The sequence below is a fragment of the Lacrimispora brassicae genome (assembly GCF_054772055.1).
In genome coordinates, this window is record NZ_BRYH01000020.1 from 88,752 (window position 1) to 112,210 (window position 23,459).

Below are 23,459 nucleotides of genomic sequence, written 5' to 3' on the forward strand. Positions count from 1 at the left end.
AAATCTATAATTTAATTTTAATTTAACAGTTTTTTAAGAGAAAATCTCTTAGTTGGATTGTTAAGTTGTCCGCAATATTCTTAATAATTCTTCAAAATAATCAGGAAGAGGCGCCGTAAATTCCATGTATTCTCCTGTCCTGGGGTGAATGATTCCCAGAATGCCGGCATGAAGGGTCTGTCCCGTAAGGTGGAAGGGGCATTTTCCAGGGCCATAGACAGAATCGCCTAAAAGGGGATGCCCAATGCTTGCCATATGGACCCGGATCTGATGAGTCCGCCCTGTTTCAAGCTGGCATTCTATATAGGTAAACTGCCTAAACCGTTCCAGGACACGGTAATGGGTCACTGCTTCTCTTCCATTCTTTTCATTGATGCTCATTTTTTTCCGGTCTACGGGATGGCGGCCAATGGGCGCATTGATGGTTCCCTCATCCTCCTTACAGACTCCGTGTACGATTGCCGCGTATTTCCTGGTGATGGAATGCTCCTTTAGCTGTTCAGAAATGGAATTATGAGCCATGTCATTTTTACATACAATAAGAACCCCGGTGGTATCCATATCGATTCGATGGACGATTCCAGGGCGCATAACTCCGTTTATTCCAGATAGCTCACTGCGGCAATGGGACATGAGCCCATTGACCAGGGTTCCGCTGTAATGGCCTGCGGCGGGATGGACTACCATCCCTTTTGGCTTGTTGATAAGAATGACATCCTTATCCTCATAGATGATATCAAGGGGGATTTCCTCCGGCAGGATGTCCGGTTCCGTCATTTCAGGAAGGGACAGGGTGATCCGGTCCCCCGGATTTACTTTATAATTGCTTTTTACTGATTTTTCTTCCACCAGCACGGACTGCTCCTTTAAAAGCTTCTGAAGGTAAGAACGGGAAATGTCCTGGCACCGTTGGGATAAATACAGGTCGATCCGGATTCCGGCTTCTTCCCCAGCCACTACAAACTCTTGCTTCAACCCTGCTCCTCCTTTTTATGAAGAGAAAGACAGGATAAGTCCTCCTCCTTGTAATAAAAAAGAAATAAAAGCATAAAGAGAAACATGGAAACCGTAACATAGCAATCGGCAACATTAAAAATGGGAAAATTGATCAGCTTAAAATAGAGAAAATCCACCACATAGCCTCTGGTAAAGCGGTCGATCATATTCCCAACAGCTCCTGCTGACAGAAACATGGCAACCAGGTGAAGGGGCAGATATTTTCTGTCAGCAGGCATACGGCTGACGGCAAAGGCTGCTCCTGAAAGCACTGCCAAAGCCACCAGCAGGAAAAACACCTGCTTACCCTGAAGCATTCCAAAGGCTGCCCCCCGGTTTTCAGAATAAAAAAATTCAAATACTCCGTCCCAGATTACAAAGGGGGGCCGGTTCATGAGATTCTTAACCGCAAGAAACTTTGTCCATTGATCCAATCCAATGGAAAGAAAAAAGACGATGATCATACCAATGATCAGTTTTATTTTTTGATTCATGAAAGTCTCCTTAAGCTAAGATATGGCGAAGCCCTTCTGTCATTTCAGCTTCGGTAACGGTCTTGTCGACACAGGCTTTTCCGATCTGCTCTAACAGAATAAACCGGACGGTGCCACAATCCATTTTTTTATCACTTTTTGTAGTGAGAACGATATTTTCCGGGGAAAGCCCGCTCACCGTAACAGGCATATCAAACTCCTTCATTACGGTTAAAAGCCTTGGAAGCTCCCCTGACCGGATCATTCCCCGTTTTACGGAAATTGCCATGGCAGCGATGCAGCCAAGCCCTACGCAGTGGCCGTGCACCAGGCGGAAATCCGAAAGCTTTTCAATGGCATGGCCCAGGGTATGTCCCAGATTTAAAAGAGCCCTTTCTCCCTGTTCCGTTGGGTCCTTTTCCACCACATCACGTTTGATCTGGTTGCTTATAAGCACCATTTGGCTTAATGCGGTTAAATCCCTGTTCCGGATTTCAGAGGCGTGTTCCATCAGCCATTCATAATAAGAGGCGTCTTTGATTAATCCATGTTTGATGATCTCTCCCATTCCCGAAGAAAACTGTTCCTCTGAGAGGGTCTTTAAGGAGGCAATATTGGAATAAACCAGCTTGGGCATATGAAAGGCTCCTACCATATTTTTGTAGGAGTCAAAATCAACGCCTGTCTTTCCTCCGATGCTGGAATCTACCTGAGACAGCAATGTGGTAGGTACCTGGATGAAGGATATTCCCCGGAGATAGGTGGCTGCCCCATAGCCGCATAAATCGCCTACTACGCCTCCGCCCAGAGCCAGCAGATAATCATGGCGGTCAAACTGCTTTAAAATAAGGGCCTCATATAGGTTTCTGACTGTATCCAGATTTTTATTTTCTTCGCCTGCAGGAAAGATAAAATGTTCTGTTTTTCTACAGCAGGAAGAAACAATGGTTTCAACTTCCTCAAGGTAAAGGGGGGCCACATTGGAATCCGTAACAATGCAGACCTTGCGCTCTTCCAGATTCAGCTTTTTCAATTCTTCCTTTAGCTTATCAAATCCAGTTTCCATGACAATCTCATAAATTAAGGTACCGTTCATGTGTACCGGAATTCTATTTCCCATGATATTTTCCTCTCTTCTGTCCATGCTTTTTGGACATCAAGGTATGCCCGCAGGGCGTTCCTCTCTTCTGTCCATGCTTTTTGGACATCAAGGTATGCCCGCAGGGCGTTCCTCTTTTCTGTCCATGCTTTTTGGACATCAAGGTATGCCCGCAGAGCGTTCCTCCAACCGATTTATCTATATTCCTATATCATGGAAGAAAGCAAACAATCTTCCTTCCCGTTCCCTCCATTGCAATGCTGCAACGATTTGAGGAAGCGTGTCAAGTGGAAAATCGTCTGCTTGTACCATTCAAAGAAATGTATTGATGTCTTTTACGGAATATCTGTTACAGGCGTAAATTCATTCCGCCCATATCCAGGCTTCCATTATTTAACAGATCCTGAAAATCACCGGAGAGTTCTACGGATTCCGGCGTTGCTATGAATATGTAATTTGATATCTTCTGCAAATTACCATTCATGGAGTAAGTTGCGCCTGAAGTAAAGTCAATGATTCTCTGAGCGACTTCCGTATGAATGCCCTCCATATTAAGGACAACAGCCTTTCCTGCCAGCATATAATCGCAAATTTCCTTTGCATCTTCAATGGAGGTGGGTTTTACCATGGATACTTCCATGGAACGGCTCTGCTTCATAGGTACTACCTTTGGAGAACGGGACAGAAAACGGGGTTTTTGTTCATACTCTTCCTCTTCCTCGTAGTAGTCCTCCTCATTCTTTTTTGAAAAAAGGGCCCTTTTCGCAGGTTTATCGTTTTCATTCTCGTAATCATCGTCTAAATAGTAATCGTCATCATCTGTATCATTTAAGCGCATGCTATCCATCAGTTTGCCTAAAATGCTCATACTTTATTCTCTCCAATCTTATGCCATGATCCCTAAGCCGAAAAAGGCCTTCCCAGGTGTCCTGGCATATATTCTCACTAAATTCATGCCTGATCATGCAAAGCAGGATCTGCTTCGCATCTCTACTCTTGCACTCATTAAGTGTTCATATAATATCTTGTACCGAAAATTCCGGTACCGACTCTTACCAGTGTAGCACCTTCTTCTATAGCGACTTCATAGTCTCCGGTCATACCCATCGAGAGTATATTCATATTAACATTATCAATGTTTTTGCTTTGCATGTCAACATTAAATTGCCTTAATTTTTTAAAAACTGGACGATTTTCTTCAGAATTTTCTACAAAAGGTGCAATAGTCATAAGACCTTTTATCCTTACATGGGGAAGCCTGGCGATTTCATGGATGGCGTTTTCTGCCGCCTCCAGCTTAAATCCGAATTTGCTTTCCTCCTCTGCCACATTCACTTCCAAGAGGATATCCACAACCAGGTTTTTTTTGGCCGCTTCCTCTTCGATCTGCTGGGCCAGCCGGATGGAATCTACGCTGTGGATCAGCACAGCTTTATCAATGACTTGTTTCACTTTATTTCTCTGCAAGTGACCGATCATATGCCACCGGATATCTTCCGGAAGGGCAAGGTGCTTATCCCACAGCTCCTGCACTTTATTTTCTCCAAAATCCCTTATGCCGGCAGAGTATGCCTCTGATATCATGGCAGTGGGTTTTGTTTTGCTTACTGCTATGAGAGTTACTTCTTCCGGATTTCTACCCGCCCTTTTACAGGCGGCTAAAATCCGGTTATTTACTTCTTCCAGATTTTCTTTAATCAAATCAATCACCTCTTATTGATAAATTAATTCCCCTTCACTGACAGCTTCTGCTTTCAAAACGATATGATCGTATACCGCCAGTCCATAGGTCATGTTCTTTTTCACTGTATAATATTCATCATTGGAAGCCAGCACATCAATCTGCTTAAAAACAGCGTACCCTTTGTTTATGTTATATACGCCTTGAAGGGAAGCGCTTGTCCCGATCTGATACCGTTCCGCAGAATTGGGCTTTACAATATAATCTCCGGCTTTAAAGCCGTCCTCCGCTCCCATTTCAATATAGTAATTGTTTCCTTCGGAATAGTAAATCTCCGCAGGAACAAAGACAACGGAGGCTCCGGACTGGGAATACAGTTCCTTGTTGAAACCCGTGGACTGGCTGTCGCCGCCCTGGGTGACATAGTCCATGGGAACCAGATAAAAATCTTTTTTTGTAACTGCTGTTACAGGGATCTTTAATCCGTCTGCCTGATCGGAAACGATTTCAAAATCAACATACCGGTCAGAAGCAAATTGAACCATGTATTTATCAAAATCCAATTTTCCAAAAGGCTTTCCATCGGTACCGGTAAATACGGAAAAGCTTCCGGCGGTCCTTAAATTCCGCCCGGAAAATTCTACGGTAAGACTTGTCTTGTCTCCGTAGGATTTGGTGTCTTCTTCTGTCATGGGGAACACAATTGACCACAAATCAGAAGTGATGATTTTATAAACGGGAGCACCCTTTTCTATGAGTTTTCCGGATTTTGTAATGGTCTTTGTATAACTGCTGCGGTCAAATGCGGTTTCTGAGACCGCTGATTGCTCAAGTCCTTCATAGGAGTCCACTCCATAGGAGACGATGCCAGCCTGGTCCGCTTTTACCTGTTCAAAGCTAATGCCTGCCTTGTCCATCTGATCTCCAAGGTTATCCAGGGCATTAAAATTCATATACTCCATAACTTCGGCTTCCAAAGCGTATTTGGTATCATAGACAGAACGGAACTGGTCGGTGTCATAAGTAAGGCTGAATGAGGTCAACTGCTTTTTCAGCTCAGCAAGATTTTCCGGAGTCAGTGTGACCTTTTCCTCTGAATTCTCTGCAAGAAATGAAGTGAGATTTCCTGTCTCGTCAATGGAATAGACCCGGGTTCCGTTGGAAGCCCGCTTTCCTTCTCTTACATAGTAATTGACATAACCGGAACGGTCTGCATTCTTAACTTGTTCCTGACGGAGGATGATTCCCGTGTAATTCTTGTTATTGACGATGCTGCCTTCCTGCACTTCATAAAACTTTACCTTATCTCTGCGGACATAGGCGGTAACACTGAACACCATATAAACAAAGATCAGCGCAAAGATGATCATGCCGACATTAATATTCAGAGGCCGCCGGTACCGGATGATCTTTTTATTTTTCTTTGGGCGGGCAGCCCGTTTTAATGGCTGCGGTGCCTTTTGTTGTGCCATCCTGGCGCCTCCTTTCATTATTATTGTTCATGCTTTTTGGACATAAAGGTATGCCCGCAGGGCATTCATTATTATTGTCCATGCTTTTTGGACATAAAGGGATCCCCGAAGGGTGTTTTCTTATTCCTGCCCATGCTTTCTGGGCATAAAGGTATGCCCGAAGGGCATTCCTTTCTAGTATTATAAAAGGAAAACCCAAAAAATTCAAGCAAAACAAAGGGGACTGACCGTTCAGTCCCCTTTTCTTTATGTATGATTATAATGAAACAACCACATTGGCCTTGGCATTCTCAGGCATATTCTCTGCATCCATGGAAACGCTGAGAACAAAGGTTACGTGATACTTTTCACCGATTTTTTCCAAAGTTGCAATGGTCTCAGATATGTCTTCCCCTTCCAGGCAAGCCAGCTTCAAAAAGCTGTCAAAAAACATCATTTCCAAATCATGATCCTGAGATATGATACCACAGATAAAACCTATAAATCCTTCACTGGATGTAATCGGATACTCATTGACATTAATGAGGCGGATCTTGTTGCTTAATTCGTACATGTGCTTGGAACTTTTGTCCAGGTAGGCGATAGAACCTGTTGATTCTTTTACAATGGAATTAGCTCTGTCTAACAGATGTTTTGTCTTTCCCTTACCCTTTTTTCCTGCTATTATCTGCACCATAGCAATCTCCTCCTTGAGTTATATAATTTGTATAAAAAGTCTATTCGGATTAATATAATTATAGTACAAATCCATAAGAAAGGCAATGACTATTCTACAATTTTATTTAATATATTTGTCATATTATCGTAGAGACCTGCATGGTTGGGCGCCTTTAAAACTACGGTAACATATTCCCTCTTAGAGGAATCTGAGCTTCCCATGATCAGACAGCTTCCGGCTGCCTTTGTTGTACCTGTTTTTCCGCCCAGGACCGTAAGCCCCTCCGGCATCTGACGCTCTCCTGTCATATACCAGTTGGTGCCTTTCCAGAGTGCATTGACCGGGTTTCCCGCTCCATCCTGATAGGTGGCGGTGTACTCCTTTGTGCCTATGATCTTGCGAAATTCGGGATACTTTAAAGCTTCGTTAAAAATCAGATACAGGTCATAAGCCGTGGTATAGTGATTTTCATCGTTTAAGCCGTGAGGGTTCAGGAAATGAGTGCCTGTAGCCCCGATCCTTGCCGCTTCTTCATTCATCATCTGAGAAAACTGGTCGATTCCTCCGGCCATATGGGTCGCAATAGCAGCCCCGGCATCATTTCCGGAAGGGAGCATCAGGCCATATAGAAGCTGTTCCATGGTAAGCTTGTCTCCTGGCCTTATTCCGCATAAACTGGCTCCGGCTTCCGTAATGACGGCGTCTCCGGTCACTGTGACCTCGTCGGTTAAGTTTCCGTATTTCAAAGCAATAAGAGCCGTCATGGCTTTTGTGATGCTTGCCGGATACAGCCGCTCAAAAGGATTCTTTGCAAACAGGACTTTTTTTTCTGTCAGGTCAAAGACAGCGGCAGCTTCAGCAGTGACCGCATTATCCTGGCTGGAAGTATTCTCTGACACGATACAGAGATCGTGGGCAAAAGGCTCCGACTTGCCGGACACTGCAGCGGACTGGTAAAGGGCGGTCCTTTCTGAAAAAACATAAGGATTATCAAGGCCCTTTAAACCGGCGCAGCCTGTGAGAAATATGGTACATAATGCAATACAGCCTGATTTTACAAAAACTCTTTTCTTCACGGAATCTACCTCTGCTATTTATACATCTCGCGCCATTCCATGTCACCGCGGTCCAGAGATTTGATCAAAAGCTCTGCGGTGGCCAGATTGGTTGCAAGAGGAATGTTGTGCATATCACAGGTACTCATAATATTTACGATATCCGGTTCGTGAGACTTAGGTGTAAGAGGATCTCTTAAAAAGATGACCAAATCAATTTCATTGTGTTCGATCTGGGACCCTAACTGCTGTTCGCCTCCCAGATGTCCGGCCAGATACTTATGAACGTTTAAGTTTGTGACTTCTTCGATCAAACGTCCGGTGGTTCCTGTAGCATATAACATGTGTTTACTTAAAATTCCCCTGTAGGCAATGCAGAAATTCTGCATAAGTTTTTTCTTTGAATCATGTGCAACTAGTCCTATATTCATGACGATATACCTCCTTATTAATTACCGATTTTGCGCTGCAGTCCAACATTAAGCACCAGCCCCATACCCATAAAGATGCTGATGAGCGAACTGACTCCCGAGCTGATAAAGGGGAGAGGAAGGCCTGTATTGGGAAATATCTGTGTTGCCACGGCGATATTGGCAAAGGCCTGGAAGCCGATCAGGGCTGCCATACCAGTACAAATCAGTTTTCCTGACATATCCTTGGATTTGGATGCCAAATAAAGACATTCAAATACAACCAAACCAATAAGAACAATGACGATAACGCTGCCTCGAAATCCCATCTCTTCGCCGATGATGGCAAAAATAAAGTCGGTTTCTCCGGCTGATAAGAAGTTTCCATCTTTCACCGATGCAATGGTTGTATTAAAAAGTCCCTTTCCTTGGAGCTGTCCGGAACTGATTGCCATAATTGAATTTTTTTGCTGATACAGATTTTCTGCATATTGCTCTGCATGAGGGTAAATCCATGCAAGAATACGCCGTGCCTGATAATCGTGGATAAAAGGGATCAGCCCCTTGGTCAGCAAAAATATGAAAAGTGCTCCTGCCGGTATTGTCACGGCAAGGACGCCGCCAATCCAGCGATAGCTGATTCCTGCGGAAAATACCATGCACAGGATGATGATGATGACCACAAGGCTGGTAGACAGATTGGGTTCCGCAAAAATAAGGCCGATGGGAATGGCCGCAAGTAAGGCGGCCAAGCCGATCATAATCGGCGTGTTCAGCCTTTCCTGGTATTTACTCCAATACCAGGAAAAGAACACGATTAATCCGATTTTTACAAATTCAGACGGCTGTATCCGTCCAATCCCCGGAAGGTTGATCCACCTGGTGGCCCCTCCGGCCGTATGTCCCATGACAAGAACAGCACCCAGCAAAAGGATGCAGGCCGCGTAATCGAGAGCATATAGCTTAATAAGTTTATGATAATCTATGATGGAAAGCCCGATAGCCAGGGCAAATCCCACCATTACGCCGATAATCTGTTTTGTCACTGTGCCCGAATCCTGGTTGGAGGCGCTGGCCACCACAAGAATTCCAATGACGGACAGTGACAGCATGTACAAAACTAACCGGTAATTATAGTATTTAAAATTGTAGTCAAAAAGCATAATTAGTATATCCCCTTGTCAGGTACATCGCGAATAGGTATGTTTGCATAAAGCACCGGAATAAAGCGTTCGCAATCCGGCTGTTTCAGCTTTTTCATCTGTATCTCTATTCTGTCCGAATCTATATCCATGTATCTTGAAACAACACGGACCATATCGTCTTTTATCATCTGCATGATCTCAGGAGAACAGTCAGCCTTGTCCGCAACCAGCAAAAGTTTCAGACGATTTCTTGCAATTTCTCCTGAATTCTTCTTACGGAATACAGGAAACAGACTCATATCACACCCTCCTATGCTCTTTTTAAGAGATGGGAGAGTTTAAAGAACAGGCCTTCACGTACTGCCGGATTATGAAGCGGCACGTTTTCCCCGGTAATCCGCCTGCAGACATCCATATAGGCTTGTCCGGCCGGGGTTCCCATGCCAACAAGAGGCTCCCCCTGGTTTGAGGAAATAACGATATCCTCGTCATCCGGCACGGCACCGATAATATCTACGGCAAGGATGTCCATGACATCGTCCAAAGACATCATGTCTCCTCTTTTCACCATATCCGCCCGAATCCGGTTTACGATGAGTTCAATGGTTCCCATGTCGGCAGCCTCTAAAAGCCCGATGATCCGGTCTGCATCCCGGATGGCGGAAACCTCAGGAGTGGTAACAACAATGGCTCTGTCAGCGCCTGCAATGGCGTTTTGAAAGCCCTGCTCAATACCTGCGGGACAATCCAGAAGGATATAATCAAACTCGTCCCTCAAATCATCCACCAGCTTCACCATCTGTCCGGGGGTGACTGCCGTCTTGTCCCTGGTCTGAGCCGAGGGAAGTAAAAATAAATTCGGGTATCTTTTGTCTTTTATCAGGGCCTGCTTCATACGGCAGTTACCTTCTACCACGTCCACTAAATTGTAGACAATGCGGTTTTCCAGACCCATGACAACATCCAGGTTCCGAAGTCCGATATCTGTATCGATCAGGACTACTTTTTTTCCCAGAATTGCCAGTCCGGTACCAACATTGGCAGAGGTTGTCGTTTTACCTACCCCGCCTTTTCCAGAAGTGATTACGATGATTTCGCTCATATCATATCCTCCTGATTTTTAGGTATAATTTACTTTACAAAGGCAAGCGAAGTGCCGCCTGATTTAGTAAATTATCCGTTCGATGAACCAAAGGCAAATCAAACTCCTTTTTATATTCTACCTTAATTTTTGGAATATTTCCACACTTTTTTTCATTGGTTTGATTAAGACTTTGTTATTTTCCATATAAGCCTTCATAGGACCCCGTCCCAGACGCTTGCCTCTTCCGTCAAGACCTGAGGTACAGTCTGCAATACGCAGTTGAATGGGAGCCATGTCCAGGGCTGTGATAAGAGCGCCCCGGTTGCCTGCCACGCCTGCGCATACGGTCCCGGAAAGCTTTCCAAGGACAATTACGTTGCCCTTTGCCAGAACCTTTGCTCCCTTGCATACATCACCGATGATAACAATGCTGGCTTCGGATTCCAAAGTCTCTCCGCTTTGTAGATTTCCTTTGAAGAATTGTCCTGTCTGGCAGGATAGCTCCATCAGTTTCTCATTCAGTGCTTTTTCGCAACGCTCCATACGGTTTACATCCGTATCCACCAGACAAATAATCTCCACATGAGAGTTTTCCGTGATCTGGTTGATGATTGCGAACTCTTCCTCGGAAGTCAGTTCCCGACCCTCCAGAGTCAGGGTCATTTGTACGGATCCCCAGAATTTTGCATGATCCCCGAATTTTTTCCCGATATCAGAAAGAAGCTGAGGGAAGGGGATGTCTGGGTCCAGGATGACAGTCATACCTGCTCTGTTGCTTTTAATTACTACGGTATTATGCATCATATCACCTCTTATCCTAGTTAATCGCGAATGTTGACCTTCGCTGCATCCAGGGCACCGGCATTTATAATGGATTCTAAGTCCGTGTAGCCATAATAATACTTGTAGACGTTCTTCGCAATATTGGCGGCGTTGGATGATGAATAGCCATACGGAATATTCACGGTAACACAGATTTCCGGATTGTCATATGGCGCATAGGAAATAAAGAATGCGTGATTAGGTTTGTTGCGGGCCTCCTGGGCAGTACCGGTCTTACCGGCAATCTCCACTTCAAGATCAGAAAACAGCCTTTTACTTGAACCATTTGTAATCACTTCTCTCATTCCCTGTTGTACAGTATCCCACGTTGAAGCCGCCGCGTCAATATGAGAAGAAATCTCAGGGGTATAATCTTGTATCAGATTGCCTTCAGAATCCGTTGTCTTGTCCAATAAGCTGAGTTCAAACACGGTTCCCTTGTTTGCAATGGCAGATACATATCTGGAAAGCTGGACGTTTGTATAAGCATGGCTTCCCTGTCCCATGGCAGAACGCTCCGGCGCTTCTTTGGAAATCTGAGGGTCAAGCTCTGCGATCTCCACTCCGGATTTGTGATCCAGGCCGAACATGGCGGCGTACTTTCGCAAGACATCAAGTCCTAAGTCAGGAGAATATACTCCGCTGGCATCCATTGATAAACGGTGTCCCAGATCTGCAAAGAAAAAGTTACAGGAATTTTCGATTCCGCCTACGATGTTTAATGGGCCGTGCTGGCCGGAATAGATCCAGCACTTAATAGGCGGCTCCACATCCGTGTAAATACCTGTACAGTTAATGGTTTCGTCTGTTGTAACTGCATGCTCTTCCAGAGCGGCTACCGCAGTAATGGGCTTAAACGTAGAACCGGGTGCTTTTCTTGTCTGGGTCGCATTGTTATACAGCGGCAGGGACAAATCTGCCTGCAACTGGCTGAAATAGGTGCCGTCGCCGATCCGGTTGTTGTCATATCCCGGGTAAGATACTAAGGCAAGCACCTCTCCTGTTTTATCATTTGTGACCACCACCCCTGCATTACAGGGCGATAATGCCAACTGGGCAGGTGTGATTTCCAGGGTGGACAGCTTTTTGATCAGAAAGGCGTAGGCATCACCAGTGGCTCTCAGTTCTGCAACATCCTGTCCATTGTCCTGCAATACTCCCTGGTCGTATAAAGCAAGGCACAGTTCCTGTCCAGTGATGACATCGTCATTGATCAGATACCGGTATATTTTTTTGGTAAAGTTCCGGTCATCCTTTAAATTGTCCAGTACATACCCTATAAGGGCCTTAAACGTGTCATCTGCGCTTGAATATTTGGAGCCGGTTTCCAGCTTGGTGGTGTCCACCCAGCCATTGGCTATTCCATAATACAAATAGTCCCTTAAGCTGATTTCATCTGCTTTCCATGCCTGGTATTCCCCGCTGGAGGTATCAATGGCGTCTTCCTTGATGATTCCCACCGTAGGGCCGGAAAGATAGGTATATATATAAAACATATAGGCTTTCATATCTTCCGAAAGATCCTTCATGGCTGTGGCGTGAGTGCTCATCAGCTCATTGTTCAGATTGTTAAAAATCTGCTGTTGAGAGGACATGTATTTGCGGTATATGTTTTTTTCGGTTTCAGAGGCGTCTTCCCCTTCCATTTCCTTCAGGGAAAGAACGTTGTTGTTGATCAGTTGATAATAGGCATCTTTAACAGGGATCTTCATATTGGAACCGTCGGTGGTACTGCCCGCCTGATAATCACCGTTTACAATGGTCTTAATGAGAACTCCGGCTAAAGACTGTTCGATCAGGTGGTAAATGCCTTTCTGAAGATCGCCATCCAGGGTCAGAAATACATCGTTCCCTGCGGAAGAATCGGTCTCATCCTTTGTTTCCCGTATCCTTCCTACACTGTCCTTGTATATGGTTTTTCTCCCTTTTGTACCTTGAAGCTCATGCTCCATGGTATATTCAATACCTGTCCGTCCTACGATGTCATTGATGTCGTAATCATCCTTCTTCTTCTGCAGGCCCTCTAGCTGCTCCTCAGGAACCTTTCCGGTATAGCCGATGACAGGAGCAAAAGAGATGCTGTCATTGTAGGCCCTAATGGTGGTTTCTTCCACATTTACTCCCTGCATCTCCCCAATATGTTCCAGAATATCCGCCACAGTTTCATCAGATACCTGGCTGGCCACTGTAGTGGCTTCATATTTGCGGTAGGACATGAGGCGAAGGGCATATTTAATATTGATGATGTCCAGAGCTTCCTGGTCTGTCAGGGTAATGGCTTTTCCATCCGGGTCTTTCATATCCCCAAGACCGTTGTCTTTACAGGCCCTGTCAAACAACTCCTTTGCGCTTAAATTGGAGGGATAGGTGCCCTTTTCATCATCTAAGTCTTCCACTTTCTTCAGGCCGTAATAGTCCCGGAGAAACCGTTTTCTGGAGGATTCGGAGGAGGAAGTGTAAACCATATCGCCGTTGGGATCAATGGCCACCTCAAACTTTCCCTGTATGGTTTCCCCGTGTTTTTCAAGGATCTGCACCAATCTTAAGTACATGGTGTTTCTGGAGGAAGAATTCTTATAAACCCCCGTATCCTGTACGGTTACGGAATAGGCCAGCTTATTATAAGCCAGGACTTTGCCGTTCCGGTCATAGATATTGCCTCTTGTTCCTGCGGTTGTAATGGTCTGTTCCGTAAGCTGCAAATATTCGTTAAGAGCCTCCTCGCCATTGACGATCTGCATACTGAAAAGTTTATTTATCAAACCTGCGTACATGAAAAAGCAGATGATTCCAAGTATAAAAAGCCGTGAAGATACTGCTTTTTTAAAAAAATCCTTTATAATGTCTAACAAATCTCTAAACAATTGCCGAATCACCTCTTTTTCCTATCTCTTCCAAATGCCGGTTCAAAATCAGGAATACCCGATAAAGAAGCAAGGTTGTTACAACGGTAAAAATGATTTCCGGAAGCATCAGATTAATAAAATAATACCCCACCCTGAGTTTCTGGCGGATAAGGAACCGGAAAACATATATATACAGGTTGTAAGCCAATTCGTTGAGTACGCTTAGGATCAGAGGCAGCGTAATGTAATCTTCATAATAATATTTTGTGCAGATTCCGTTGATATAGCCCACATAGACGAAAATCAGGGTGTAAAAGCCAAAGGGTCCGCTGTAAAATAAATCCATGAGAAGCCCAGCCAAAAGCCCATAATACATCCCCGCCTCTTTTCCATGCATAAAGCCAAAGGAAAAGGTGAGGATCAAAAGCAGGTTGGGAGACGCCGATAAAAACGGCATCAACGGAAATATGCAGTTTTGAATGGTAAATGCCAGGATAATCATCAGCACGTTAAAAAGTATCCGTCTCATGCTACTCCCTTTCTTAAATATTGTTCATGGTCTCCGGACAGAGCCACCCCGTTTTATCGGGTGTAAAGGTATATCCGAAGGATATTTCTCCTACTGGGCAATGCTTTCCGCTGTTTCTGCCTCAGAGGAAGCTGTCTCTGCCGGAGCTGTCTCCTCCTGAGAGGAAGAGTCCTCTTCCTTCATCATGTCAGATTTCAGTTTTGTGATAACAAGAACTTCCTGCAGACTGTCAAACTTTGCGGCAGGAATCAAATATCCTGATTTGGTGACGTTGTTGGTATCATTGGTGATACCGGAAGCATATCCGATCAGGATGCCGGGAAGAAATACGGAGCTGATGTTGGAGGTCACGACTTTATCTCCGTCCTTTAGATCGCTTTCCTTTAACACATTGGTGATCCGGAGTCTTCCTTCCTTAAACAGGGTTAAGTCACCGGCAACGATACAACTGTTTCCGGACTGCATGGCCATGCCGCTGACGCGGCTGGAATCATCGATAATGGAGCGGACGGTTGCATAATTGGCACCCACATCCGTGACAATGCCTACCAGGCCGCCTCCTGCCACTACATTCATATCCGGGGCAATGCCATCCTTTGAGCCCTTGTCAATACGGAACACCTGGAACCAGTTGCTGGAGTCATTGGCAATGACTCTGGCGCCCACTTTCGGATACTGGCCGTATTCCTGGTCCAGGCTGTAAAGCTGGCGAAGCCGTTTTAATTCAAGTTCTGCTGCCTGAAGCCTGGTATTCTCCTCCGTCAACTGGTTGATGATATCCTTCATTTCCTTATTTTCATCCAGTGCATCATGAAGCTTTGCATAATCCATAATTTCATCATAAATGGCCGACCCAGCCGCATTGACTCCCGATTGCACCGGAATCAGGAAATATCCCACCCCGGTCCGAAGGGGCGTCAGCCATTCGTCATGAATGGAGGTCAGCCCGATCAACAGGACACAAAATACTGTTAAAGCAATAAGAACATATTTGCTGCGCTTTGATTCCATCTATAAGATTCCCCGTTCCTTTAAACTGATATAGGAATTGTCTCCTATAATAATGTGGTCCAACAGTCGGATTCCAACCAGATCCCCCGCTTCTTTTACCCTGCGGGTGAAGCTTAGGTCTTCCCTGCTGGGAGACGGATCTCCGCTTGGATGGTTATGGACCAGTACAAGACTTACTGCATGATATTTCATAGCCTCAATGAAAATCTCCCTGGGAGAAACAGCAGAAGCATTTACCGTTCCCTGAGAGATCATAATGTCCCTGATAAGGGCTCCTTTTGTATTCAGGAGGGCAATATAAACCAGCTCCTGTTCCTTATGACGCATGTCTTCTACAAAGTAATTTACAATATCAAGCGGCCTGGAAAAGGATGTCCCTTGGGAAAGAGCTGTCCTTTTCCAGATGCGTCTGGAAAGCTCTCCCACACATAAAAGCTGGGCGCCCTTGACGGCTCCGATTCCCTTGACTGACATAAGTTCCGGCATTGAAAGATGCAAAAGCCCTAAAATACCCTCTTTGGGATAATTTAAGGCCAGTATCTTCTGTGCCAGCGCCAGGGAATTGCTCTCCCTGGAACCTGTGCGGATGATAATAGATAAAAGCTCCGCATCGCTTAAGCCTTCCGGCCCTTCCTTTAAACACTTTTCATAGGGCCTTTCATCCGCAGGGATGTCTTTCATCGTTATTCGTTTCATATGCCTCCTGACGTTACTCTCCAGGCACGTAAAAAAGGACATATGTGGGATTATATAAACCGATACGTAATGAGGGCTGCCGCCACTCCTATGATGCCGGCCATGGTAATTTTAATGTTGATGCCAAAGGTAATTACCAGAATGCCGAAATTAACCACCAGGGGGGTATCAAATCCAAAGGATTGTCCCGCATTCAGCCAGGACAGCCAGGAAATACCCCTGGCCAGGTCTCCGACAAAGCCTCCGAGAACCACACCGGCCAGCATAAGAAGAAGCAGTACCCAGCAGTTTTTGTATTTCATCTGCTTTCTTACCTCTTTTGTTTTTATGACAGGAATATCCATACCTATCGAATTATTCTAACATAGTTTTCCGGTTGTGTATACCGTTTTTTTACAATTTAGCGCCAAGGGGCAAGCACAAGAGCTTGTTCTTGTATTTCCCCCACAGACACTGATGTAAAATAAATTTTTCACACCTGGATCAAACCGGCTTCCAAAAGCTTTTGTACTGACATTAAAATTCCCAGCTTTGCATGGTACCAGGTAAGACCTCCCTGAAAATAAACCGCATAAGGCGGTTTGATAGGGCCGTCGGCGCTCAGTTCAATGGATGAGCCTTGTACAAAGGCACCGGCAGCCATGATAACGGGAGCGTCATAGCCCGGCATATCCCATGGTTCCGGGGTGACAAAGCTGTCCACAGGAGCCGCTGCCTGGATTCCCCGGCAGAATGCAATGACTCCTTCCGGCTTCCCGAAGGTAACGGCCTGGATGATGTCGTGGCGGGACTGGGAACCGTCCGGCACCACAGAAAAGCCCAGCTTTTCATAGACATTGGCAGCGAAAACTGCTCCCTTTAAGGCTCCTGCCACTACGGTAGGAGCTAAAAATAATCCCTGAAAAAAGGACTGGTTAAGACCAAGTGTTGCACCTACTTCTTTTCCAAGGCCAGGTGCTGTCAGCCGGTAGGAAGCCCGGTCAATGCAATCAGCTCTTCCGGCAATGTATCCGCCGATGGGGGCAATGCCGCCGCCTGGATTCTTTATGAGAGAGCCTACCACCATGTCTGCCCCCACGTCGGACGGCTCAATCCTTTCTACGAATTCTCCGTAACAATTATCTACCATACAGATGACATCCGGTTTCAGCTTTTTTATGAAGGAAATCAACTCTCCGATCTGGGAAACCGAAAAGGTAGGACGGGTATCGTAGCCTTTGGAACGCTGGATGGTGACAAGCTTTGTTTTTTCATTTACTGCTTTTTCTATGGATTCGTAATCAAAGGCTCCCTGGTCAAGAAGGTCCACCTGCCGGTATATCACTCCATATTCTTTTAAGGAACCTACACTGTCCCTGATGCCGATCACTTCCTCCAGGGTATCATAGGGTTTTCCCACCGGTGAGAGAAGTTCATCACCGGGGCGGAGATTCCCGGAAAGTGCAACGGTCAGGGCATGAGTTCCGCTGATCAGGTTCGGCCTTACCAGCGCGCTTTCCGTATGGAACACGCTGGCATAAACCGCTTCCAACGTGTCCCGGCCCAGGTCATTGTAGCCATAGCCAGTGGTTGCAGCAAAGTGGATGTCGCTGACCCGGTTTTCCTGCATGGCCTTGATGACCTTCATCTGATTATATTCGGCCGTTTCATCAATTTCTTTAAAACGCTGGATTAAAGTTTCTTCGGTTTCTTTCCCCAAATCCATTACCCGGCTGCTGATTCCCAGGCTTTCATACATTGCATTTATGTTCATTGTTAATTATTCTCCAATCCGTACATCTCATGGGTGTCCTGTAAAATCCTTAAAAGCACCTGATCCAGGTCATTATTAAAGTCAGGAAGATTCAGCCATCTTACGTCCTGTTCCCGTTTAAACCAGGTGATCTGCCGCTTGGCAAAATGCCTGGTATCCCGCTTCAGCACATAGACGGCCTCTTCCAGCGTATATATTCCCTGCAAATAATCCAGGATTTCCTTATAGCCAAGCCCCTGCATGGAAACCATGTCCCTGGTTAAGCCCATGTCCTTTAAATGCATGACCTCTTCCACAAGTCCCTGCTCAAGCATTAAGTCCACCCGCCGGTCAATCCGCTCATAAAGGCTGGTCCGGTCTGTATTTACTACATAATAGAGGAAATCATAGGGAGACTTTTTCTGCCTTTCCCGTTTGTTATGTTCCGAAATCCGCTCTCCGGTCTGCCGGTAATATTCAATGGCCCGGATCACCCGTTTCATGTTGTTCTCATGGATCTCAGCCGCTGAATCCGGGTCAACATCCTCAAGGAGGCGGTGGAGAACCCCTGCTCCCCTCTCCTGTCCCAGCGTTTCTAACTCCCTGCGTATGGAGTTATCTTCTCCATTTTCTGTAAAATCAATGTCATATAAAAGGGCCTGGATGTAAAAACCGGTACCGCCGGTCACAATAGGGATATGACCATGGGAATAGATTTCTTCCATGGCTTCCATGGCCATTTTTTGAAAAACCGTTACATTGAATTCCTCATCAGGGTCAAGGACATCAATCAGGTAATGGGGAACGCCTTCCATTTCTTCCCTTGTGATCTTTGCAGAACCGATATCCATATGGCGGTATACCTGCATGGAATCAGCGCTTATAATCTCGCCTCCGATTGCCTTTGCAAGCCGGATGGACAGGGCGGTCTTCCCCACTGCCGTCGGCCCGGTTAAAATAATCAGCGGTTTCATCATACGATCCTCTTAAATTTCTTCTCTAATTCATATTTGCTCATGGAAATGATCGTTGGCCTTCCATGCGGGCAGGCATAGGGATTTTCCAGGTTTAAAAGCTGGTCAATGAGTTCATTTGCTTCCGCCGCGGATAAGCTGTGCCCTCCCTTTACCGCTGCCTTACAGGATAAGGAGGCGACCCGTTCGTAAATGATATCCGGGTTATGGGAGGTACCCTCCTCTGACAATCCATCGATCATTTCGATCAAAAGTTCTTTTTTTGCGATGGAGAACAAGTTGGCAGGAACCCCTCTGACTGCATATTCCCTGCCGCCAAAAGGCTCAATTTCAAAGCCTATATCTGTAAAATATTTTAGATGGCGTTTTAATAAAACTTCTTCATTCTGGTTTAAGGTCAGGATGATAGGAGGGCTTACCAACTGGGAAATGTATTCCATACTCTTAAGTGTTCCCATTGTTTTTTCATATAAAACCTTTTCATGGGCAGCATGCTGGTCAATAATATAAAGCTGTTCATTAAATTCCACCAGCCAGTAGGTATCGAACAACTGTCCGATGAGTTTATGCATGGACCTGGCCTTTGGTGCCAGAAGTTTTCCGTCAAACAGATCCAATTGCTCAGGCTTTTCTTCCCGTTTTGGGACCAGAGGTTCTGAGGGAGCCGCCTTGGGCCTGTCAAAGGTTTGGGCCTGAGGCTTTAACCAGTTGTCCGACAGTTCATCCCTTTCCTTTAAAAGGGCTGGCTGGGGAGGAGTCAGTCTTTTGGGGAAGGGGCTGGCCGGCTCCATTTTTTCTACTGCTGCAGCCTGCTGCTCTATGGCCATAAGCCGGCGCTTTTCAAAAGGCTCCGGGCTGGGCTCATGTTTTTTCCCTGCAAACCCCTGCTTTTCCTCTGTCTTTTTCTCCAGCGCCACTTCAGGGATCAGTTCCTTGTGGGCCAAAGCGTTTGATACTGCCTGATATACCATATGATAAATCATTTCCCCATCCCGGAACCGAAGTTCCATCTTGGTGGGATGGACGTTCACATCAAGAATTTCCGGTTCAATGGAGAAATGAAGCATGGTAAAGGGATATTTATGCTGCATCATAAACGGCTTGTAGGCTTCTTCAATCGCCCTGGAAATAATGCTGCTTTTAATGTACCTGCCGTTGATGAAATAGTTTTCGTAATTCCGGTTGCCTCTGGAGATCACCGGCTTTCCAATGTAGCCGTGAATGGAAACTTCAGCCTTTTTTACCGAAACCTCCAGAAGGTTTGCTGCGATTTCCCGGCCAAAGACAGTGTATACAATATCCTTTAAATTATGGTTTCCCGAGGTGTGAAGCTTGTTCTGGTTGTTCTGGATAAATCGGATGGAAACCTCGGGATGAGACAGGGCCAGCTTTTCCACCAGTTCTGCCACATGAGCTCCTTCTGTCATGGGAGTTTTTAAAAACTTCTTTCTAGCCGGAGTGTTGAAAAATAAATTCCTGGCAATAAATGTGGTCCCTTCAGGCGCCCCGATCTCTTCCATGGACCGTTCTTCCCCTCCGTCGATCTGATATCTGGTTCCGGTAAGCCCTATGCTGGTTTTTGTAATGAGTTCCACTTGGGAAACAGCAGCAATGCTTGCAAGGGCCTCCCCACGGAACCCAAGAGAGGAAACAGTAAATAAGTCCTCTATGGATTTGATCTTGCTTGTAGAATGGCGCAGAAAGGCCAGAGAAACCTCCTCCTTTGGAATCCCGCAGCCATTGTCGGTCACCCGGATCAAAGAGGTTCCCCCCTCCTTGATTTCCACAGTGACTGCGGTGGCTTTGGCATCAATGGCATTTTCCAAAAGCTCCTTTACAACAGAGGCCGGACGTTCTACGACTTCTCCTGCAGCTATTTTGTTGATGGTGTTTTGATCCAGTACAGTTATATTCGGCATGGCATCTGCTCCTTTCTACTTGTTTGCCCATGCTTTCTGGGCATAAAGGTATGCCCGGCAGGGTGTTTCCACTTGTCTGCCCACGCTTTCTGGGCATAAAGGTATGCCCGCAGGGAGGGGGCCTACTGCCAACGGTTCTTTAGTTTTGTCTGCAGACGGTATAGGATGTTGAGCGCATCAATGGGAGTCATGTTTCCCAGTTCCAGATCCCCCAATTCCTTGATGATATCATCATCCTTTACGGTATCAAACAGGGACATCTGCTGTAAATCCACTTCATCAGGCTTGGGAATTGCCTTTCTCTGGGTAATATTGGCACTGATCCCGGCAATTTCCCTGGCCTTGGTCGTGATGTCCGCATCGCTTAATTCTGCCAGCAGCTCCTTGGCCCTGGCAATGACGGAGTCCGGTACGCCAGCCAGCTTTGCCACCTGGATGCCGTAGCTTTTATCGGCCCCGCCCTTTATGATCTTTCTTAAGAAAACAATGTCATCGCCCTGTTCCTTTACGGCAATGCAGTAATTATTCACCCCGCCCATGGTTCCTTCCAGCTCGGTCAGCTCATGGTAGTGGGTGGCAAACAGGGTTTTTGCTCCCAGGATTTTGGGATTGCTGATGTGTTCCACCACAGCCCAGGCAATGCTGAGTCCGTCAAAGGTGCTGGTGCCCCGGCCGATCTCATCTAAGACGATCAGGCTGTTTTTTGTGGCATTCCGAAGAATGTTGGCCACCTCTGTCATTTCCACCATGAAGGTACTCTGACCGGAAGCCAGGTCATCGGAAGCACCAACACGGGTGAAAATACGGTCGCAGATGCCGATGCTCGCTTCCTCTGCGGGAACAAAGCTTCCGATCTGGGCCATGAGAACGATCAGGGCGGTCTGACGCATGTAGGTAGATTTTCCCGCCATGTTGGGGCCGGTGATAATGGAAACCCGGTTTTTCCCGTTGTCCAGATATGTATCGTTGGAAACAAACAGATCATCCCGCATCATCTTTTCCACCACCGGATGGCGTCCGTTTTTAATGTCGATCAATCCCTTTTCATTAATCTGGGGTTTGATGTAATTGTTCCTTGTGGCAACAGCGGATAAGGAGGTGAGAACATCGATCCCCGCTATGGCCCTGGCGGTCTTTTGGATCCGGAGAACCTGGTCTGCCACAGAATCCCGGACCTGGCAGAATAAGCTGTATTCCATGGAAAACAGCTTGTCCTCAGCCCCCAGTATCACATTTTCAAGTTCCTTTAACTGGTCGGTAGTGTAACGCTCGGCATTGGCAAGGGTCTGCTTGCGGATGAAATAATCCGGTACAAGGTCTTTGAAGGAATTGGTCACTTCAAAATAGTAGCCGAATACTTTATTGAATTTCACCTTCAGATTTTTGATCCCGGTTTTTTCTTTTTCCTGCGATTCCAGATCAGCCAACCAGTTCTTGCCCTCAGTTTTGGCACTGCGCAGCTTGTCTGCTTCCTCATTGAAGCCGTCCTTAATGATCCCGCCGTCTCTTAAGGTCACAGGCGGATCGTCAATAATGGCGCGGCCGATCAATTCACTGACATCCTCTAAGGGATCCATCTCCCCCCATAAGTCTTTCAGCATATCGCTGGTAAATTCATTTAAAAGATTTTTGATGTGGGGAAGCATTTCCAGAGAGCTTTTAAATGCAATTAAATCTCTTGGATTGGCAGTCTTGTAGCTGATACGCCCGATCAGACGTTCCAGGTCATAGATCGGGTTTAAATATTCGCAGATCTCCTCCCTTGATATGAAATTCATGTTCAGCTCTTCAATGGCGTTCTGGCGTTTTATGATCTCTGACTTATGAATCAAAGGCTGTTCAATATAGGTACGCAGCATTCTTGCGCCCATGGCTGTTTTCGTCCGGTCCAGGACCCAGAGAAGGCTTCCCATTTTCTGTTTTTCCCTCAAGGTCTCCAAAAGCTCCAGATTCCGTCTGGTAGAAGTGTCAATGATCATGTACTGCCCGGTGGAATAAGGGGTAATGGTGGTTATATGGGAAAGGCTGTTTTTCTGAGTTTCGTACATATACTCCATAACGGCTCCGGCAGCTATGACACCGGTGTCATAATCTTCCAACCCCAGCCCCGTAAGTGCGCCTACCTTGAAGTGTTCTTTTAGAATTTTCCGGCAGACTTCATCGGAAAAGAAATGATGATCCAGAGATGAAATGACCGCATGATGGCGGTTCTTTATTTCCTCAATATCCACACCTGAAACATTAAATGCTTCATTGCAGATGATTTCGGAGGGGGTAAACTTATTGATCTCATCTATCAGCTCCCGCTCCGATTCCACCTCGGTCACAAGAAAATCGCCGGTGCTGATATCTGCGACTGCGATCCCAAAGGTTTCCCCGATGTAGACAATTCCCATAAGGTAATTGTTTTTTGTTTCATCAAGAGCCTGGGCACTTGTGATGGTTCCGGGTGTTACCACGCGGATGACCTCCCTCTTTACCAGTCCCTTGGCAAGCCTGGGGTCCTCCATCTGCTCGGCAATGGCAACTTTGTAGCCTTTTTGGACAAGACGGTTTAAATATGTATCAACGGCATGGTAAGGAACGCCGCACATAGGTGCCCGCTCCTCCAGACCGCATTCTTTTCCTGTTAAGGTAATTTCCAGCTCTTTTGATACGGTGACCGCATCTTGGAAAAACATTTCATAGAAGTCCCCCAGCCTGTAAAAAAGGATACAGTCCGGGTATTCCTTCTTTGTTTCAACGTAATGAGTCATCATTGGTGACAATCCAGCCATGCTTTTTTACTTCCTCTTTTCTTTAACTGCCCACGCTTTTTTGGCAGAGCCACCCGCTTTACCGGGTGTAAAGATATGCC

The 23,459-nt window shown here is 46.0% G+C and carries 22 protein-coding genes; all 22 read right to left on the bottom strand.

Going from position 1 to position 23,459, the window contains the following annotated elements; genetic code table 11:
- Nucleotides 1-60: 60 nt before the first annotated feature.
- Complete coding sequence (locus ACYVD3_RS09610; RefSeq protein ID WP_460642287.1) at nt 61-975, bottom strand: RluA family pseudouridine synthase; 915 nt, start codon at nt 973-975, stop codon at nt 61-63.
- Nucleotides 972-1,490: a signal peptidase II gene (gene lspA / locus ACYVD3_RS09615; RefSeq protein WP_460642288.1), complete on the bottom strand. Its 519-nt coding sequence runs from the start codon at nt 1,488-1,490 to the stop codon at nt 972-974. Before lspA ends, ACYVD3_RS09610 begins: the two co-directional genes overlap by 4 nt.
- A 10-nt stretch (nt 1,491-1,500) precedes the next feature.
- Complete coding sequence (gene aroB / locus ACYVD3_RS09620) at nt 1,501-2,589, bottom strand: 3-dehydroquinate synthase (protein WP_460642289.1); 1,089 nt, start codon at nt 2,587-2,589, stop codon at nt 1,501-1,503.
- Nucleotides 2,590-2,917: 328 nt separating this feature from the next.
- Nucleotides 2,918-3,436, bottom strand: coding sequence for a cell division protein SepF (locus tag ACYVD3_RS09625; protein WP_460642290.1), 519 nt, complete (start codon nt 3,434-3,436; stop codon nt 2,918-2,920).
- Nucleotides 3,437-3,573: 137 nt separating this feature from the next.
- Nucleotides 3,574-4,269, bottom strand: coding sequence for a YggS family pyridoxal phosphate-dependent enzyme (locus ACYVD3_RS09630; protein ID WP_460642291.1), 696 nt, complete (start codon nt 4,267-4,269; stop codon nt 3,574-3,576).
- A gap of 12 nt (nt 4,270-4,281) precedes the next feature.
- Entirely contained in the window at nt 4,282-5,721 is a 1,440-nt protein-coding gene (locus ACYVD3_RS09635) for an HlyD family efflux transporter periplasmic adaptor subunit (protein WP_460642292.1), read from the bottom strand.
- Nucleotides 5,722-5,977: 256 nt separating this feature from the next.
- The gene (locus ACYVD3_RS09640) at nt 5,978-6,397 is read right to left on the bottom strand and encodes a twitching motility protein PilT (RefSeq protein ID WP_158414640.1); all 420 of its coding nucleotides are present in this window, start codon (nt 6,395-6,397) and stop codon (nt 5,978-5,980) included.
- A gap of 89 nt (nt 6,398-6,486) precedes the next feature.
- Nucleotides 6,487-7,455, bottom strand: a complete 969-nt coding sequence (locus tag ACYVD3_RS09645) for a D-alanyl-D-alanine carboxypeptidase family protein (RefSeq protein WP_460642293.1) — start codon at nt 7,453-7,455, stop codon at nt 6,487-6,489.
- A 14-nt stretch (nt 7,456-7,469) separates the two neighbouring features.
- Nucleotides 7,470-7,865, bottom strand: coding sequence for a methylglyoxal synthase (mgsA, locus tag ACYVD3_RS09650; protein ID WP_158414642.1), 396 nt, complete (start codon nt 7,863-7,865; stop codon nt 7,470-7,472).
- Between the two features lie 17 nt (nt 7,866-7,882).
- The gene (locus tag ACYVD3_RS09655; RefSeq protein ID WP_460642294.1) at nt 7,883-9,007 is read right to left on the bottom strand and encodes an FtsW/RodA/SpoVE family cell cycle protein; all 1,125 of its coding nucleotides are present in this window, start codon (nt 9,005-9,007) and stop codon (nt 7,883-7,885) included.
- Between the two features lie 2 nt (nt 9,008-9,009).
- Nucleotides 9,010-9,288: a cell division topological specificity factor MinE gene (gene minE, locus ACYVD3_RS09660; RefSeq protein WP_100304638.1), complete on the bottom strand. Its 279-nt coding sequence runs from the start codon at nt 9,286-9,288 to the stop codon at nt 9,010-9,012.
- Between the two features lie 11 nt (nt 9,289-9,299).
- Complete coding sequence (gene minD, locus ACYVD3_RS09665) at nt 9,300-10,091, bottom strand: septum site-determining protein MinD (protein WP_460642295.1); 792 nt, start codon at nt 10,089-10,091, stop codon at nt 9,300-9,302.
- Nucleotides 10,092-10,208: 117 nt separating this feature from the next.
- A complete protein-coding gene (locus ACYVD3_RS09670) occupies nt 10,209-10,874 on the bottom strand; it encodes a septum site-determining protein MinC (RefSeq protein ID WP_460642393.1) in 666 nt (221 codons plus the stop codon).
- A 20-nt stretch (nt 10,875-10,894) separates the two neighbouring features.
- A complete protein-coding gene (locus ACYVD3_RS09675) occupies nt 10,895-13,759 on the bottom strand; it encodes a penicillin-binding transpeptidase domain-containing protein (protein ID WP_460642296.1) in 2,865 nt (954 codons plus the stop codon).
- On the bottom strand, nt 13,752-14,270 hold the full coding sequence (gene mreD, locus ACYVD3_RS09680) for a rod shape-determining protein MreD (RefSeq protein ID WP_460642297.1): 519 nt from the start codon (nt 14,268-14,270) through the stop codon (nt 13,752-13,754). The genes ACYVD3_RS09675 and mreD overlap by 8 nt, the downstream gene beginning before the upstream one ends.
- Before the next feature lie 90 nt (nt 14,271-14,360).
- Nucleotides 14,361-15,281: a rod shape-determining protein MreC gene (gene mreC / locus ACYVD3_RS09685; RefSeq protein ID WP_460642298.1), complete on the bottom strand. Its 921-nt coding sequence runs from the start codon at nt 15,279-15,281 to the stop codon at nt 14,361-14,363.
- Nucleotides 15,282-15,977: a RadC family protein gene (gene radC / locus ACYVD3_RS09690; protein WP_460642299.1), complete on the bottom strand. Its 696-nt coding sequence runs from the start codon at nt 15,975-15,977 to the stop codon at nt 15,282-15,284. It abuts the gene before it with no gap.
- A gap of 50 nt (nt 15,978-16,027) precedes the next feature.
- Entirely contained in the window at nt 16,028-16,279 is a 252-nt protein-coding gene (locus ACYVD3_RS09695; RefSeq protein WP_460642300.1) for a DUF4321 domain-containing protein, read from the bottom strand.
- Between the two features lie 170 nt (nt 16,280-16,449).
- On the bottom strand, nt 16,450-17,730 hold the full coding sequence (locus ACYVD3_RS09700) for a methionine gamma-lyase family protein (RefSeq protein ID WP_460642301.1): 1,281 nt from the start codon (nt 17,728-17,730) through the stop codon (nt 16,450-16,452).
- A gap of 2 nt (nt 17,731-17,732) precedes the next feature.
- Nucleotides 17,733-18,686, bottom strand: a complete 954-nt coding sequence (miaA, locus tag ACYVD3_RS09705) for a tRNA (adenosine(37)-N6)-dimethylallyltransferase MiaA (RefSeq protein ID WP_460642302.1) — start codon at nt 18,684-18,686, stop codon at nt 17,733-17,735.
- Nucleotides 18,683-20,602: a DNA mismatch repair endonuclease MutL gene (gene mutL, locus ACYVD3_RS09710; protein WP_460642303.1), complete on the bottom strand. Its 1,920-nt coding sequence runs from the start codon at nt 20,600-20,602 to the stop codon at nt 18,683-18,685. Before mutL ends, miaA begins: the two co-directional genes overlap by 4 nt.
- 122 nt (nt 20,603-20,724) lie before the next feature.
- Nucleotides 20,725-23,379 carry a DNA mismatch repair protein MutS gene (mutS, locus tag ACYVD3_RS09715; protein WP_460642304.1) on the bottom strand — a complete coding sequence of 885 codons (2,655 nt, stop codon included), beginning with the start codon at nt 23,377-23,379 and terminating at the stop codon, nt 20,725-20,727.
- Between the last annotated feature and the right edge of the window lie 80 nt (nt 23,380-23,459).